This is a genomic window from Aeribacillus sp. FSL K6-1305, assembly GCF_038050115.1.
GTDB lineage: Bacteria > Bacillota > Bacilli > Bacillales > Aeribacillaceae > Aeribacillus > Aeribacillus composti.
On the sequence record NZ_JBBOQV010000002.1, the window covers coordinates 1 to 16,654 of the forward strand.

The window sequence follows — 16,654 nt, forward strand, 5'->3', positions numbered from 1 at the left end:
AAAGCATCGATATCTTGATAAAACGGCTCATCGATCGTACGGTCGACAATATCTCCGACACGGCCGCTAAAGCGGTGCAGGACGAGATAATCTTCATATAATTGTTGATATTGGCTTTTGCGGTCCGTGTGGGTGAAAGAGATGACACCGTCGCTATCATATTTGGCGATGTCTGATTGGGCGTCTTCCAAAAGATCACTGATATCTTTTAAGTTGTCGATCATGCCTTTGCCCCATGCGCCAAGGCCGATCAGATCGCCAATGCCTTTCTTGGTCCTTTCCCATTCGGAAGGTATATATTTGACATCCATCCGATTATACCTCCAATTTTGCTATAATCTGTTCCGCAATTTGTTGGTCCACTTCCATCATGGTTAATAAAATGTCCATTACTAACGTTGCTGCACGACTGTAATGATCGTACAAATCCATGATCTTTTCATTCGCTTCATCGTATACAGCCATCGCTTTCATCGCTTTGCCCGCCGTATAGTAATCAAGTCTGCTTAGTTTTTTTATATTGGGAATTGCCGTTTCCTCTAATTCCGAAAGAATTCTGTTCAAATAATTAAAAACAGTCGTGATTTCATCCGGATTGACATCAATGGTGCCGGATCCTCCTCCGCCCATATTCGCGTTAGCCATGCGCTTTTGCCTCCTTATAAGGAAATTCCAATTCGTCAAAGAGCAGTTTCAGAAACCAATATTGGCTTGCATGGTAGTATTTCTTTTGTGGGATATCCACCATAATCAGATTTTGATCTTTCGTAAAAATCATCCACTGCTGATAGAATTTCGGATTGTCAGGCTCCATCGGCCGTTCAGTCATATGAAAGAATTCAAGATTCATAAACATTTTTTCCGGTTCAAAACTTTCTACTTCTCGCCTTTCTTCATGGGTTAGTTCACGCTTTAAAAAAGTTTTTTCAAGCGGCGCCGGTTCTCTTGACATTAACGGAAACTGTTCGCTTAGCAATTTGAGAACAAAAGCTTTGGCCATGATCCTTAATTGGTATAAGTTATTTTCTAGTTCCACCAAAACGATCAGCTTGTCATTTGTTTTCTCGAAGAAAGCAAACATTAAATTATTAATTCGCACATATTTTTCACTTTGAGCATAATGTTCCAGTGCTTGAATGACCAAGGCCCCCGCCTCTGTGATTTTGCCGGCAGAATCTAATATTTGTTTTTCTTTTAAGCGTTCGTGAGCTTCTTTAAAAACTTCTTCTCCCTTTAATTGGTAAATTTGTTTATCCGGGAGGCCGAATATCGTATTGCATCCAAAAGCCGCAGCCAACAAATATAATTCCGATACGTTAAAAGCATCGCGAGCAGCGTTCATAAGTTTCTCACTTCTTTAACTGATGGATCGTTCAAAAAGTCATGGAAATAACTTTCCAAATTATTCAGGGCTTTTGTCTGTTTCGCTGCAGCCTTTTCCATCTCTTGATGATATTTGTGTATAATCTCGAGATAGGTAAGAAATGCGTCTCGTGATTTTCCACTCCACCCCGCCGAGTGAATATAGGAAATTAATTGGCTGCATGTGTTCTTCGTGTTTCTAATCGACTCTTCAAGCGCTTTTGCCGTTTCTTTCGCTTCATTTACTTTGGCACCGTTGATTTTAACGCTTCCCATATAACCGCTCCATCCTTTCTTTCCGTTCTCTTTCCTCTCTTTCCGCTCTCTCCCTCGCTTCTTTAATGGCTAAGTTTTTATAGTAAATGTATCTTTCGTATGCCTTATTTTTGGCGGACACAAGAGAGCTTCTTTTCTGCTTTTCCAGTTGGAAATATTTATTCAGCTTCTGATTGAGTTCTTGCCGCTTAGGTTCAAAGTCGTTTGATGGAATGTCTGAGCTGGATAAATGAGCTGCTGTTCCTACATAGCTTTCGTAGATTCCTTCTGCTTCCGAAACATTTTGATCATAATCCGAAAGTGCATCATGAAGTTTTTCGTAAAGCTTATGGTAATCATCTCTTTTTTTCTCCGTCGCCGTTTTGAACCAATCAAACATGTTCGCTCACTTCCTCCTTTGTACGATATGGCGCGGCGATTTTAATTTTTACCGCTTTTCCATATCGGATATAATAAGCTTCGTAAGGCGGCAGGTTCTTTTCCTTATACGGCCGATTCATCACTTCCAAAATATTTTGGTCGGCAACCCTGCCAATCAACACACCCGTTTTTTGTTTTTTGATCATAGTGGAAATGTCATCATACATTCTTTCAATTCTTCCCGGGATTCCGCCAATAATGAAATAGATTCCAAGTCTTGCTCCCGTTTCCATCAGCTTTGCAAGCGTTGACTGCGACAGCGCCGACATCGTTTCAACGACAAAGGAGGCATCGGTGATTAAAACAACGAGCGGACGGATTTGGTTCTTAAAATCGCGTATGGTCGCTCGCCCGTTTGTTTCCAACTGGATTTGGCGAAATGCGTCTTCCCTTGCCTCGTATAGTTCTTGAATTTTGGCTACTAACAAATCCATCGAAGCTCCATTATCCGCATACAAATTGACATGGTTTTGATACAATTGGAATGCTGCTGCAGCATTATCCAACAAACCGACATCAATATGCTCATTAAGCGAAATGCTGGATAGAAGAGTTAAATACGTTTGTTCCACTGCATCAGCCATTTCTCCTAAAATTAATGTATTTTGGTCTTCAACAACCTGTAGTGCTACAGGCTCTACTTCTTCAAAATCCACCGCAAATGGAATGCCTCCTGACGCCAACATATCTTTTGCCTTCGGATGTTTAATGAATACAGAAAATTCAACCACTTCTGGAACCATTGGAATTGGAGCCGGCGTTTTGCCTTTCCACGCTTCACGCATACCTTTGCTCTCCGTTTGGATTCCCTCAATGATTTGCAGCGTATCTTCGCCTTTTACAGGCAAAGCTGTTTGAAAAGCAGTTGGCTGATCCAATTTGATTAGGCCGCGGCCTGGTATTTCCTCAATCGATAAATCCGTTCTCCCTACAATATTGCGAACTTCTGTAGCATCTATCATAAACAAGGCAATCTGATGTTTAATATTGGCGAGGAGAGGCGCTCTTAACGCGCTTTGCCTTCCTGCGCTGATGGCAAGATGTATACCGACGCTGACGCCTTCCCTTGCAACTTGCGCGACCATATTCTCAAAATCATCCTTATAAGAAGAGTCTAAAACGGAATCATACGTATCGATTATGAGTAGAATCGCCGGAACGTTTTCGCCGATTGCCTTTTCGTACATGCGAATGTTGGCAACTCCGTATTTACTTAATTTCTGCTTGCGCTCCTTCATCTCATTTCGTAAGCGGCGAATAAGCTTAGCCATTTTCACTTCATCATCTGCCATAATGGTGTCGGCGACATGGGGCAAATCTTTCAATGGCAACAAACCGTTAGTTCCTAAATCGATTAAATACATATGAACTCTTTCGGGGTTATACTGTCTGGCAATATCCACTGCCAAAGTCTGCAAAAAGGTTGATTTCCCATAGCCTGGGCTGGAATAAACAGCTAAATGTCCATCCTTCTCCAAATTCAAGGTTAATGGCTTTTGCTCTTGCATTTCCGGCAAATCTAAAAAGCCGATGGTCGCTTCAAGCCCTTGCTTCTCTTGATACCAAGCTTCTGTATATTCTACTTGATGCAGCTCCGTTAAATAGATCTTCTCTTCTAACGGCGGCAGCCACGGTCTTGGCAATTCTTCCACACCGATTTTTTCAGCGTAGGCGTTGATCCAGTCGACGACAGCTTCGAGTTCAGTCGGGACTTTTACTATTTCTTTGCGGTTGGAAAGGCCGCTTAAATCCTGAGAAATCGGCTCATATTGGCCAAGCTCGTTAATCGCGTAAATCGTCGTGTCCAAAAGGTCTTGGTCCTCCTGATCCGGAACATAATTTGCGCCGCTCCATGCGCTTTGAAATAGTTCGTAAATTTCATTGTTGCCGACTTGCAGGTAGGCGCGTCCCGGCAAGGTGATTTCAGCGGCGTCCGGTGTTTTTAAAATTTCCATCGAGTCGCTTGTGTTTTGGACTTTGAGTGCCAGTTTAAATTTCGAGTTGGACCAAATTTGATCGTCGACAACCCCGCTCGGTTTTTGCGTTGCCAATATCAGATGGATGCCGAGCGAACGACCGATGCGGGCGGTCGAGACAAGTTCTTTCATGAAATCCGGCTGCTCCGCTTTCAGTTCGGCAAATTCGTCTGAGATCAGGAATAAATGCGGCATCGGCTCTTTCGCTTCGCTCGTTTTATATAACTTCTGGTATTGGTTGATATGGTTGACGTTATGCTCTCCAAACAAGCGCTGGCGCTTCTTTAGTTCGGCTTTGATCGAGGCAAGCGCGCGCATCGACTGGACACCGTCAAGGTTTGTGATGGTGCCGAGCAGGTGCGGCAGCTTCCGGAACAGATTCGCCATCCCGCCGCCTTTATAGTCGATCAGCAAAAATGCAACTTCATGCGGATGGAAATTAACGGAAAGCGAGAGAATATAAGATTGAATGATTTCAGATTTCCCCGAACCCGTCGTCCCGGCGATCAGCCCGTGCGGTCCGTGCGCTTTTTCATGGAGGTTCAACTGGACAATATCCTCTTTTCCCCGCAGTCCGATCGGTACTGCCAGGCTTTTATATGTTTCGTTTCGTGCCCAGCGTTCTTCAATCCCGAGCTCCTCAACCTTTTCCACGCCGTACATTTCAAGGAAAGTCACGCTTTCCGGAATGGAATTTTTCAAGTTTTGCAGGTGGTTTAAAGGAGCCAAAGCACGGGAAATGTCTTCTTTGTTAAAACCGTCCGGGAAGTGATCTGGAACAAACCGTTTGTTTACCAATTCGCCGTTTTCGATAATGATGTTGCCATAGTGGGCATCGCGTATATCAATCACCGTTTTTACATGCTCAGGCAATGACTGCATGACATCTTCCACAAACACGAGTGAAACACCAAGTTCGATTGGATCTTCATTAAAAAACTCCATGATCGTATGGTCTAAAATCAGCTTTTCATCTGTAATAAAAATGACAAAATGCGGTGAAAAATAGATATTCTCATTTTTGTTCGCTTTCTCATCAATTGTTAATTTTCTTTCTTTTAAAATTTGATAGAGCGAATTGAGAACTTGGTCGCGAGATCGCTCGTGGTATATAAAACCTCTAATATTTAAATCACGCAAACTGGCATGCGGCAGCCAGCGCATCCAAGCCCATTGTTGCTTTTCTTCCTCCGGGAATATCGTCACAAATTGAACATCGTGATAACTGTGAAATAAGGCTGTTTGCATGACGAGCATTTGCAGCTGTTCCAACACAAGACGGCGCTGACCAATATATCCCACTGGCCCATTTAACAAGGACGTTACAATCGGAACATCATGCAATTTTAAAAATTGTGATCGAAGGCTGCGCGCTTCCTCGACCAGTTCATCTTTATCCTGTGTAAATTCTTCCATGCTGAATTCGATGTCAAAGCTGGCATCCACTGTCCCTGTTCCAACGCGATACATTAAAAAGTCATGGTGAAACCTCGTCTTTTCGTAAATCCGCGAGTCCACCCTTAAGGCCATATCACGGATTTGCTCCACACTTGGGTAGTGATAGTTTAAGGCATGGCGCTGTTCTTCACTTGCTTGATACAATTCATGTGTTTTTTGCTTCAAATAATCCCGGTAGCTCTCCTCCCGTTCTTTCATATCCAATCGATATTGCCGCAAGCTTTTCACATAAGAGGTGATGGAAAAAATAACTGTGACAATCGTCATAGACAGCATCACAATTAAATAAATGCCGCTTCGCTGAAAAAAGGAAACGAGTACGAAGGCTGCAATCATGACTAGCGGCGGAACAATGACACGGGCAAGTTGTTCACTCGGTTTGCTTGGCTTGCTGGATGGTTTAGCAATTTTCCGTTTATCTTCCGGAACACGGTAAATAATGCGCGGTGAACGGTGATAATCAGGATAATCCGCGTTATACTTGCTTTGTGCGCTATATAATGGCACCAATTTAGATATATAGGGTTCGGAGGCCAATATCTCCAAACGATCTCTGGTCACTCTGACCATTACACCGGCAAAAAAAAGCTCATCCCCCGCTTCAATCTTCACTTCTTCTCCATCCACAAATGTATAGTTATGATAGACAGTGCCCTGATAGACAGCCATTTGAAAAGAGTCTCCCAATTGATCACGGAACAATACGAAATCAATAGCAGTATTGGGAATCTGCACATCATCATACGTATTTTTGCCAAAGGTAATGTTCAATTTATTGGAAATATCATAGTAGTGCCAATCATTATGCTCCGTAAGGTATATTTCCAGCGGAATATTGTTTATCTGTAATGAAATGGCACCATTTATCAATGATTTATTTTCAACCTTGCATGTTTCACCATCCCAATCCACCCAAATGGTGTCGGATAAACCGCGAAAGGTAATAGTGTCAGACCATTGGCCGCCGATTGATACTCTTTTCGGTTCATGGTCATGTAAATGGCATTTATGCAATTGTTTATCATAACTCACCAGTAATAATCGTTGTGCCATCTCTTTCTCCCTCTCTACATGCAATTAAGAAAGACGCATGCCTTTTTTTCCAGTAAGCGAAATGATTGGGGTACATGAAGCGTAACGTTTAATTCTTTAAAACTAAAAATCAGCTGAACTATTAAAATGATAGCCGCTCATAAATGCAGGCAAGATCCCCTCATTTCGTTTCTTCTGTTTGGTTTTGATCAGGAACCTTTTTCTCCGTTCGATCTGTCTGTGTCCCCTTTGCTTGATCGGTTACTTGTTGTTCTGCAGCTGCCGGCGCGGATCCACCCGTTTCTTCAGTTGGATTGGCTTTCTCCGGATCCGTCACAAACAAAGATTCCAGACCATATTTTTCTCCATACGATTTTAACTTCTCTTCATATTGTTGCACCTGGTTTTGCCGTTCGGTTCCACTTAAGTTTGGATCATTTTTTGCCTTCTCAATTTTTTTAATATAGCCGTACATGATTAACACCGGATCATCGAGATACATCGCTAAATCAAGTGATTTATCCAAATCTCCGCGGCCATTGTAAATCCAATACAATAAGTAGTTAGGATCGCTTTTTAAGCTAATATTATTCATAATGGTGTCTTTTTCTTCATCGCCCAGATTTTCGGATTTAACATATGAATAGGCCAATATATATTTTCCCGAATCTGGCAATTTTTCAGGATTGACACTTTCGAGATCTGAAATGACTTCTGAATAATCCTTGGATAAAAAAGCCCTATGCGCTTCCAAAAGGTGCTGCTGAAACGGCAGCTTAAAAAAGCCGAAGTATACAACAGGAACAGCCAAAATGACTGCAGCTGCGATCATGGCAATGGATAAACGTTTAAATAGCTGAAATCTTTTTTTTGGAACGATTTGCATATTTTTCTCTGTTTCGCGCTTTTCCTTGCGATACTGATTGTGTAAAAATTCAACAAAGTCATCAAAATGATCAATTTCACTGATTTGACGTTCAAACTCGGTATCTTTTGCATTTTTCCATGAACCTGCATATAGTTCATCGAAATTATATTTTTTTGAAAATAGGGCGATACTCAAGCATTTATATTGCAGCAGGAAGGTTTCGTCGTTGATCTCATAGGGGGGTAGCACCTGTCGAATGCCTCTGTAAACCAAAAAAGGTATAAGATTATCGTCAAATATGAGATTATGTGGATGCAGGAAGAACGTAATTCGCGTATCTAAAATTTTTCTGAAACGGGCCAGATTGCACAGCAATCGCAACTTGTCACTTCGCCCCAAGCTTTGAATGGTTTCCCAATGGTTCATATTGGAATCAACTATAAATTGGAAAGTGAGAACCTCTTCCCCGTCCTCCACTTCTACCGGAACAAACTGGTCTGTATTCTCCTTCATCAGAGCCAATTCACGAATATCTTTCACGCGGGTCTGCGATTTTGCCAGTTCTAATTTCCATTGATTGTTTTCAATAAAAAAATGATAAGACACGGAATCCATTTTAATTGTTTTTTCCTTCATGATTTCTGACTCCTTTTCAACGTTACACAGGCTATAATAAAAAGCATGGTTCTTGTTCTATAAAACAAGTAAAATATCTCCATTCGCCACTGGGAACTCGCTAATCTGGTCGTCATCCGCCAGTAAAAGTTCTTTAGTCGGGATTTTTACCGCAAAAAGGGAATAATTAGGGAGTTCGAGCCTTAAAGATTCATTCAAGTTCGACAGCAGCTGTTTTATCGGCTGATGTGCCGGTATCCTCACATCATATCGGCCTTTCCCCCATTTACTAAAATCAACGGTCACATTGATATGCGTTTCAACGGGCATTCCTGATCTCCCCTTTACTCCATTATTTTTCTTATAAGAGCCAAAATTCCGCCGACCAACATAACAGCAAATCCGCTCAGAAATCCAATGGCTATCTGATTTACCCTTTCCTTCTTCTCTGCATGATCCGCAGTGCTTTGGCTAGCGGGAGAAGAATGCTGCGTAAAAAAATGTTGTGAAAATAATGTCTTTTTCGCATCGTAAAAGCTTGTTTTTGCATCGCTCGCCACCGAATCGGCAAAAATTTCTTCTTTTAGATAATTCACTGCATGATCCAGCTCTTTTTGCTTTTTCTGGACCGCAGCCCGAGTTTGTTTTTTAAACAAACCGGGCGCGATTTTTTCCAGTTCAGTTTCACTCTCACTTTGGGATTCTTGTGTTTTTATGTCATCGCTGATACGGTCTACTTGTAAATCAAGCTTCCCACTGTGATCCAAATGTTCATCTGCCAACGAATGTGCAGAAAGCAAAGGCTGGACGCCTATAGCTGCAGCAACTAAAATACTAATTCGGATTAGCTGCTTCATCCCTTGCCTCCTTATTTTGTGTAAACCCATTTATCACAAATAAATGTCCGACAAGACTTAAAAATGCTGTCCCCACTAATATGGTGATGATCAATGGATCGTACTTTGTATCGTCAACAAAACCTAATAGCAGTTTCTCAATATATTGCAGTGGCGACAATTCTTGCAATGTAGATGCTAAAGACTGTTTGTCGAAATTCAGCCCAAGAGTTTCTGTCAACAATACATAAAGGCTTAACATGCCAAGAAGCAAAAACATCCCGATCATTTTAAGCTGTCTTAGCAAATAAGCTCCTGCCAGCACCATGGTGAACATAATCAGGGAGATCAGGCCAATCCATTGAAAATATTTTTCTTGTGGAATATCGATAAAAGAACCTGACAGCAAACCGATGATGATTCCTTCGATAACGCCAATTCCTGCTGTCACCCATGTGATCGGAGTATTTTTCCAAACCAATGTTCTGTTTTCTGAGAAATCATCCTTTATCAATCTTTTTCTTTCAGACGTTGCAATGACGTATGCAGTAAATAAAGCCAAAATAAAACAGATTAACACCAAATAATAAGGGATAAAGGTATCTTTAACTACTTTCACTTCGCTGTTTTTTGTCTGCACCGGATTTGATAGAAAATTCAACAAGTTTTCATTTGGACGGTCGCCTATGCGGCTGTTGGCTAACACTTGTCCAAAGTTATCAGCAAACTCTTGATCCTTCAGCAGCTTATTGGTCAAATCATTTGAAAGCTTTTGAGCCTTTTTCACTAATGTGTCGCCGCTGTTTACAATATTGTCAGCCTGTTTATCAATCGCATCAAAAGTTTTATAGACGCTGTCTGTTGAAATCAATACATTTTCAGATTGATCTGCCAAGGATTGGCTTGTAGCCAGCAATGTTTGAAGTTGATCGTCTAAGGACAGAACAGCGCTTTGTTCTTTATTTTGACCGGCTTGTATCTCACTATTTGCGTTTTGCAGCTTCAAACTGGCTTCCCGCCATGCTTCCAACCGCTGTAATGTATTGGTAATGCCATGATTCAATTCTTCTGCTTGTATCGTCGCTTGTTGGACTAATAAAGCCATTTCGTCAGAATGATTTTGAGTTTTCTGAACTAGCTGCTTATAACCTGCTATCTTATTTTTAAGGTCTTCCGTTTCAGCTCTGACATCCTCAGTTATTTTCCCGGCCATATAGTCGGATATGGCTTCTACAATATCTTGTTTATGGAACAGGTAATAAAGAGAATCCTCTGCAGCCATATCCCCCAAGCTACGTTGTTCCAATCCATTGGCTAAATCGGAAATACTTTTCCCAAAATATAATTCATATAACATCGCTGTTTTTTGATAATCTCTGATACTTTCATTAAGGCTTTTCATGAAAGTATTAGCCGGATCACTTATCAGCTGAGACATTACTTTATGATAGATAACATTGTTAATATCTTCTCTTTCAACAGGAGGTTCATTTGTATTCTCATCATTTGAATCGTCCTGTTTCGATTCGGAATTACTGTTTTCATTCATATTTAGAGCTTCAGGATCAGGCTGTTGCTCTTCTGGCGGCAATGGATCAGATGGATCAGACGGCTCTGGCGCCTCTGTATTTTTATGCTTTTGAATAATCTTCCATTCCCATGCAACAGGCTGAAATAAATCAATTTTCGCATTTTCGTCCTTCAAGCTTATTTTTATGTTGACTGTAATATTTCCTTTTTCAGTGACAGGAAGATCAAATGTAACGTTGTTCTGATCTCCATCCACTTTAAAAACATTTGTTTGCCCATTAGGAAGAGTCAATGTCACTTCATGAATACGAAAAAGTTCAGGAACTGCCGCATTTATATTTTGACTCTCAATATTTCCGCCTAGAATAGCTGCATTGTCTGAAAAAACGGTCCCTGATTCCGTTAAATCCTTTTTCACTTTGTTTATTAAATTTGCTAAAGGAAGCCCCGTACCGTTGGATGGTTGTGGCTGATATTGAAATTCCCGATTAAATTGGTTTGTCACCTTGATAACCGTTTTGATGTCGCTCTTCACCGACTCATCGATGTTTAAATCATCAATTTCTTCCCGTTTTAACGTTTGAAGTTTATCAATTTGGCTTTTAATCGTTTTTTGGACAATTTTATCGGGAGTATCAAATATTTGATTTAACGAAACGTAACTGTTTCCGACACCATCTTTCATTTGTTTTGCCAGTTTTTTCGCAATATTTTCCTCTGTTTCATTTTCTAGCTTTTTCGATAATTCTTGCTCATAGCTGTCTATTGTTTCCAATGTTGATTTTAACGACATCTTCAGCGCTTCAGACTTCAAGAAAATATTTTGGTTCTCCATGGAATTGAAATGGAACTGATTATAAATTGCCTGATTGGTTTCAACCAGTCGGTTAATATTTTGCTGAACGTCTGCAGCGTTTAGACTGCTGTCGAATGCTGTTAGCTGATCTGCAAAACCTTTTGCCAAAGTTTCATGAGCATTTTTCATTTGTTGGAAATCTAAAAAATTTGTTTGATAAGCATTTGTTGCTTTTGCCCCTTCAACAAAGGAGCTCTGGTAATTTTGCAAGATATCCTCCAGACCTTTGAAAGCATCGGTTGATACCTTTGTTTGATCCTTTACTGTCGCAAACTGATTAGTGAAACCAGATAATGGTTGATGAATATCATGATTATATATATTGGTATGATTCCGTTCCTTCCTGACAAGTTCAGCAACATTGTCTTGGGCCTTTTGTAAGTTTCCTATTACACTAGCGAAGTAAACATCAATAATTCGACGATTAAAATCCTCTAAAATTGAACTAGCCGTTTTTTCTGCCCGGGCTTTCATGCTGCTGTTGCCCGATGCATTAATCTTATAGTTTAAAGTGATTTTCTCCGGATTTTTATCATTCATTGATAGTGCTTTTTCTGTAAAATCATTTGGAATGATAATAATCATGTTGTACAAATTGTTTTTAAAGCCGCTTTCAGCAACACCACGGCTGACAATATACCAATCATGTTCATTATCTTTTTCAATACTTTTCACAAATTCATTGCCAAATGCGTATTTTTTGCCATTAAAGGTGCCGCCTTGATCTTCATTTACTAAAGCAACAGTCATTTTTTGCTCATCATCATTTGTACTTTTCGATACTTGGTTTAATGCTAAGTAGGAACTTCCTGAGGAAAGCATGAGCACCAGTCCAAGAAACAAGAAAGAATTGAGCACAAATCTCTTCATTCCATTCACCTCCTTTTATGTGAATGACATACAGATATGTTGGGATGAAAACCAAACATGACAAACATCCTCAAAGGCACTGCCTTCTTGCCAACGCCTCATTTTTCCTTGCACATCCATTCCGAAAATATTTATGTATTATCGAGTAGGAGGGAGCGATTAACTCCCGTCCTCTCACACCACCGTACGTACGGTTCCGTATACGGCGGTTCAATTAAGATAATTGACGCAAGTCTTTATAACTTCCGTGAATAGCTGTTCTCTTTATGCCAGTGGTCACTCCACCCTCCAAGAGATCTCCCACGGGATTCACCGCTTCCTCCCTCAAGTGAGGTACTACGTTTTCTGTGTTCATCATGACTCACTGAATGCCAAGGGCTATTCTCTCTTAATTGTTCGGTCCTTCTTAGTTGTTCTAGACCAACTAATACTATGACCTCTGCTGACTTCTGACTGTTCAGCTATCTATCACTAGATAGGTTACCAAGGTTACTTGGCGTGCCAGCCAGACCTCCCCGGGTAAGAGTGTAATCTTTCCTTCCATCCATCTGCTTCATTTACTCTGTATCACCTTCGGCAGAAAGGGCTTTGTTTTGTCTTGCAAACTCACCCAGTGATACCTAGCCTCATATGAAGTTCGTGTTCCTCAGACCGGAAGTTTGCCGCTCGCTTCCTTCAGATTCCGCGTCACCACGGACACCCTTGCGTTAAGCTAACTGCTACTTCTGCCTTCGCAGCTCGGGACTTTCACCCTATAGATTACACCCATGCCGGGCGCACAAGAAAAAAGCCACACAACATCGTCGCGTGGCTTTTTTGACAACACGGAAGTCGTCCAACCATCTAAGCCTGGTATTAGACATGAAGTCAACGCGGATTGATTATTGAAGCCCAAAATTGCGTGATAGCTGCTCATCATGTTGAGCTACTGCTTCCGCTGTTCTATTCAATTGCGTATTAATATCATGCATAAGCTGGGCAAAGTTTTGCACCTTCGGTTTTAGTTGATTAAATTGATCATCGAATCCTTGGAAAGCACGGCCTTCCCACTCAGCACGAAGTTCATTTTGTAAATTTGTTAAATCTCTTAAAATTTGCTCAATTTGCAAACCAGCTTGCCCATAACGCTGAGCCTTCGCTTTTAGCTCCTCTGGGGTCATTCGAATTTGTCCTGCCAAAATATCCATCTCCTTCAAAATAGTTTTGTGGCATTCGTTTCTTTAAATAATATCGAATGCTTAATAAATATTTTCCTATAAATGTATTTATCAATAGTTGGAAAAACAGTCAAACGCCCGATGAAAGATGTCAAATTTCACACAGTACTTTTTGCCCAAAATTATCTCGAACCTATGATTTTTTCTAAAAACAATTGATGGCATACAATTCCATTTAACCAGTAATTCGGAATTCTAAAATTGGTTATTTGTGGTTTTTATGTTACATTTTATGGTGCATATAACTTATTTTTTGTAAAAAAATCTAGGTAATGGAAATTGTTTATATTGCGCTTTCATAATTGAGGATTTTTTGTTAGGAGGATGCCGATTGTAGTTAAAAATGCTGTCTTTTTTTGAAATTTTGATAACCCTAAGGACCTGTTCTTTGATGCAAACGCGGAAAAGTATGCTTACAACAGTTAATCCCGTATAACATCTAATACCCTTGCCTATATTGGCAAGAAAAAAGGAAGCAATTACCTCTAAATAAGACAATTACTTCCGGGATTTTTCTCCATTTCTACTTTTTTTGGACTAGACCATTGCAAGGCAAGGCTATCAATTTTTTGGATCTTCACTTGGCATTCTCTTTTTAGTTATATTTTTTTCTTACAACAGCAAAACATATACTCCCCATTCCAAGTAAAATAATGCCAATCAGTAGGAAATTAAATTGATTGGTAGCTGTATTGGGCAATTTTTTGCCTTCTAGTTCTTTATTTTCTTCTGCTAACTGTTCAGATTTTGTTGGTTGTCCGATTTTTTCTCCCGGCTGTTCAGGTTCTGCTGGTTGCTCAGGGTCTTCTCCCGGCTGTTCAGGCTCTGCTGGTTGCTCAGGATCTTCTCCCGGCTGTTCAGGCTCTGCTGGTTGCTCAGGATTTTCTCCCGGCTGTTCAGGCTCTGCTGGTTGCTCAGGATTTCCTCCCGGCTGTTCAGGCTCTGCTGGTTGCTCAGGATTTCCTCCCGGCTGTTCAGGCTCTGCTAACAATTCGGCTGTAATAAGCGCAAAATATACAGAGTAAGCAGCAGTTTCCCCATTATTTGAAATCTCTATAGTATACGGTATGGATGGATCAATATCTTTAAAAATATGTGAAGAATCAGCTGCTATTTCCTCACCCGTTTCTTGATTTTGTAAGCTAACTTCGACATTAGCTTTCGGAATGATTTGTAAGCTTAATTGACCATTTTCATCAACAATTAAATGGCTTTTTTCAACAAAATTCGCAAAATCCGCTCCAAAATCTGCTAAACTGAGAACATATGTGCCTGCATCATAGTGTTTCGTTTTTAGAATATTTGTTACTGCTTCTTTCAATGCTTGCGTAGCAGATAAAATTTCCACTCTTGTTGCGGCTAATTTGTTACTAACCTTCTCAGCTTCATTAAGTGACGTTTGAAAAGTATTCACATGCTCCCCATCAGCTTCCAATTTACTTGGATCGATTTTCTTTGCAAGTTCAACGAAATCTTTTAAGTCTTCTTGGATATTGACATTAAAGTTTAAATATACTTCTTTTTCCACACCATCCGTATTATATTTCACATAAGAAATGCCTTTCCAAACATCGTCTCCAGCATCCTTGTGCCTAATGTTTATTTGATAAATATTAGTATCATTTTTCGCTTCTACAAAATACACTTTAGACATAGCACTTGAAAAACCGCCATTTGCAGTATCTGCGGCTTTATAAATTTGTAAAGTTTCTTTTGGTAAATGAACAGGAATATTAGCAACAGTTTGATATGTTCCAAATTGCTTTAATACTGCTGTTGTTTCTTCGCCGAAATCACCTGCATGCTCGGACAGTTCTGCATCATCACCAATAGAGTTTAAAACTCTAAATCTTAAAGGCTCTATCTTAAAGAATTGATCCCTCTTTACAGAATCCATTGCAAATTTTAGACTTTCTATTGCTGCATCAACCTCTGTTTGTGTAGCATTTGGATTATTATAAACGTTTTCAGCGTTGGCAAGCCTTCTTTGAATTTCGGGGACAGCATAGCCATGTTCTCCTTCAGAATAAACATATGGAATCAAAGTCCCTCTAGGATGCACTGTATTAAAGAGGTGTCTTGCCTCCTCAAGCACTTTTTCCAATTCAGATTTATCCGTTTCAACATCAATCGGTAGAGTACTTGTATCTAATTGTAATTGAACATTGTACCAATTATCATATATGCCACCAGGCATACCAGGGACATTTTCCATATGCACATGCATTAAAATATCTAAAGCTTTTGTTACATCCTCCATTTTATAACGAATCACATAATTCCCATTATCTTTTCGTTCTGGCTGAACTTGCTGATACCCATCCATACCAGATATGTTATCACCTGAAATAACAGCCTTTGGCTTACCTGGCAGTCGATAACCAATATAAGGTAAATAATCTTTGTTTACTGCTGTAATTTCATGCTCAAATATTATCGTATCATCTTCTATAATCAATCTTCCTGAATTAGCAACATACAAATAACCATGAGCTGCTGATGTTTCCGCAGTTCCATCTTTTAAATAACGATAATCAACTCCTTCATATGTTCCATTTACTAATCCTGCCCCTTCCGCATGAACATTATGAAATATTGGAAGGATAGGTGATAAAGTCAACAGGAATATTGCAATACCTATCCATAATAACCTACTTTTCCTCTTCAAGCTGATCTCTCCCTAATCACAAAATTTTTCCAATGGAGAGTGAATGGAAAAACCCCGCCACTCTCCAAATATTCTGAAAATATCAAAGCCATTGAATAAATAGAGGAATATATCCACTATGCGGACCAGCGTTTACATATAATTGAACAGCTAAATTTACATCGAAATCATAGACGTCAAAAGTAAATTGAACATTTCCATCCGCATCAACTGTCCGATTGGCGGAAACATAATCACTGCCATCCCATACTAATAAATCACCAATATAACTAGCATCCTTCAATGTAATAGTTGCAGAATTACCATCGATAACGGCATCACCAACAATAAACGAACTCGCGTGACTAGAATAATTCCCATTAGAATCTAAAAACTGATAATTTAATGTTGCGGCAGATACAGATACAGCAATCGCTATGGATAGCAATAATACACTTATGAACATCGCAACAGTTCTTTTATAGCTTAGATTAGTTTGAATCATTCTCTACCACTCTCCTTCATTTCTTGGTATTACATCCATTCTCATAAACCCTGCCATTACTTATTAAATCAATTGCGTTTACTTACTCCTCCCTCCTTTATGTTTTTATATGCCAGGGCATTTAATGGTAACGATAATCATTCTCAATATATGACGTAAAAAAACACCATTGATTATGATTGTGTT

12 protein-coding genes and 1 pseudogene are annotated in these 16,654 nt (G+C 40.0%); all 13 read right to left on the reverse strand.

Features of this window, described 5'->3' with window-relative positions:
- Positions 1-311: pseudogene (locus tag NST97_RS09895) on the reverse strand (glycohydrolase toxin TNT-related protein); the annotation flags it as partial.
- Between the two features lie 4 nt (positions 312-315).
- Positions 316-645: a hypothetical protein gene (locus NST97_RS09900; RefSeq protein WP_341343179.1), complete on the reverse strand. Its 330-nt coding sequence runs from the start codon at positions 643-645 to the stop codon at positions 316-318.
- Positions 638-1,342: a DUF5081 family protein gene (locus NST97_RS09905; protein ID WP_341343180.1), complete on the reverse strand. Its 705-nt coding sequence runs from the start codon at positions 1,340-1,342 to the stop codon at positions 638-640. The genes NST97_RS09900 and NST97_RS09905 overlap by 8 nt, the downstream gene beginning before the upstream one ends.
- A complete protein-coding gene (locus NST97_RS09910) occupies positions 1,339-1,638 on the reverse strand; it encodes a WXG100 family type VII secretion target (protein ID WP_066249517.1) in 300 nt (99 codons plus the stop codon). Before NST97_RS09910 ends, NST97_RS09905 begins: the two co-directional genes overlap by 4 nt.
- Positions 1,625-2,017, reverse strand: coding sequence for a hypothetical protein (locus NST97_RS09915; protein ID WP_066249513.1), 393 nt, complete (start codon positions 2,015-2,017; stop codon positions 1,625-1,627). The genes NST97_RS09910 and NST97_RS09915 overlap by 14 nt, the downstream gene beginning before the upstream one ends.
- A complete protein-coding gene (gene essC, locus NST97_RS09920; protein ID WP_341343181.1) occupies positions 2,010-6,545 on the reverse strand; it encodes a type VII secretion protein EssC in 4,536 nt (1,511 codons plus the stop codon). The genes NST97_RS09915 and essC overlap by 8 nt, the downstream gene beginning before the upstream one ends.
- Before the next feature lie 160 nt (positions 6,546-6,705).
- Complete coding sequence (gene essB / locus NST97_RS09925) at positions 6,706-8,028, reverse strand: type VII secretion protein EssB (protein ID WP_341343182.1); 1,323 nt, start codon at positions 8,026-8,028, stop codon at positions 6,706-6,708.
- Between the two features lie 57 nt (positions 8,029-8,085).
- The gene (locus NST97_RS09930) at positions 8,086-8,337 is read right to left on the reverse strand and encodes an EsaB/YukD family protein (RefSeq protein WP_066249503.1); all 252 of its coding nucleotides are present in this window, start codon (positions 8,335-8,337) and stop codon (positions 8,086-8,088) included.
- Between the two features lie 14 nt (positions 8,338-8,351).
- Positions 8,352-8,864 carry a type VII secretion protein EssA gene (essA, locus tag NST97_RS09935; protein WP_341343183.1) on the reverse strand — a complete coding sequence of 171 codons (513 nt, stop codon included), beginning with the start codon at positions 8,862-8,864 and terminating at the stop codon, positions 8,352-8,354.
- Positions 8,842-12,099, reverse strand: coding sequence for a type VII secretion protein EsaA (esaA, locus tag NST97_RS09940; protein ID WP_341343184.1), 3,258 nt, complete (start codon positions 12,097-12,099; stop codon positions 8,842-8,844). Before esaA ends, essA begins: the two co-directional genes overlap by 23 nt.
- Before the next feature lie 881 nt (positions 12,100-12,980).
- Positions 12,981-13,277, reverse strand: coding sequence for a WXG100 family type VII secretion target (locus NST97_RS09945; RefSeq protein WP_066249497.1), 297 nt, complete (start codon positions 13,275-13,277; stop codon positions 12,981-12,983).
- 634 nt (positions 13,278-13,911) lie between these two features.
- Positions 13,912-15,984: an NEAT domain-containing protein gene (locus NST97_RS09950; protein ID WP_341343185.1), complete on the reverse strand. Its 2,073-nt coding sequence runs from the start codon at positions 15,982-15,984 to the stop codon at positions 13,912-13,914.
- Between the two features lie 82 nt (positions 15,985-16,066).
- Positions 16,067-16,468 (reverse strand): hypothetical protein, encoded by a 402-nt coding sequence (locus NST97_RS09955; protein ID WP_066247764.1) that lies wholly within the window; start codon positions 16,466-16,468, stop codon positions 16,067-16,069.
- Positions 16,469-16,654: the final 186 nt, after the last annotated feature.

Excerpts from the sequence above, each read along its gene's own strand:
- NST97_RS09900 (WP_341343179.1), bottom strand. The coding sequence starts at position 645 with ATGGCTAACGCGAATATGGGCGGAGGAGGATCCGGCACCATTGATGTC.
- NST97_RS09905 (WP_341343180.1), bottom strand. The coding sequence starts at position 1,342 with ATGAACGCTGCTCGCGATGCTTTTAACGTATCGGAATTATATTTGTTG.
- NST97_RS09910 (WP_066249517.1), bottom strand. The coding sequence starts at position 1,638 with ATGGGAAGCGTTAAAATCAACGGTGCCAAAGTAAATGAAGCGAAAGAA.
- NST97_RS09915 (WP_066249513.1), bottom strand. The coding sequence starts at position 2,017 with ATGTTTGATTGGTTCAAAACGGCGACGGAGAAAAAAAGAGATGATTAC.
- essC (WP_341343181.1), bottom strand. The coding sequence starts at position 6,545 with ATGGCACAACGATTATTACTGGTGAGTTATGATAAACAATTGCATAAA.
- essB (WP_341343182.1), bottom strand. The coding sequence starts at position 8,028 with ATGAAGGAAAAAACAATTAAAATGGATTCCGTGTCTTATCATTTTTTT.
- NST97_RS09930 (WP_066249503.1), bottom strand. The coding sequence starts at position 8,337 with ATGCCCGTTGAAACGCATATCAATGTGACCGTTGATTTTAGTAAATGG.
- essA (WP_341343183.1), bottom strand. The coding sequence starts at position 8,864 with ATGAAGCAGCTAATCCGAATTAGTATTTTAGTTGCTGCAGCTATAGGC.
- esaA (WP_341343184.1), bottom strand. The coding sequence starts at position 12,099 with ATGAAGAGATTTGTGCTCAATTCTTTCTTGTTTCTTGGACTGGTGCTC.
- NST97_RS09955 (WP_066247764.1), bottom strand. The coding sequence starts at position 16,468 with ATGATTCAAACTAATCTAAGCTATAAAAGAACTGTTGCGATGTTCATA.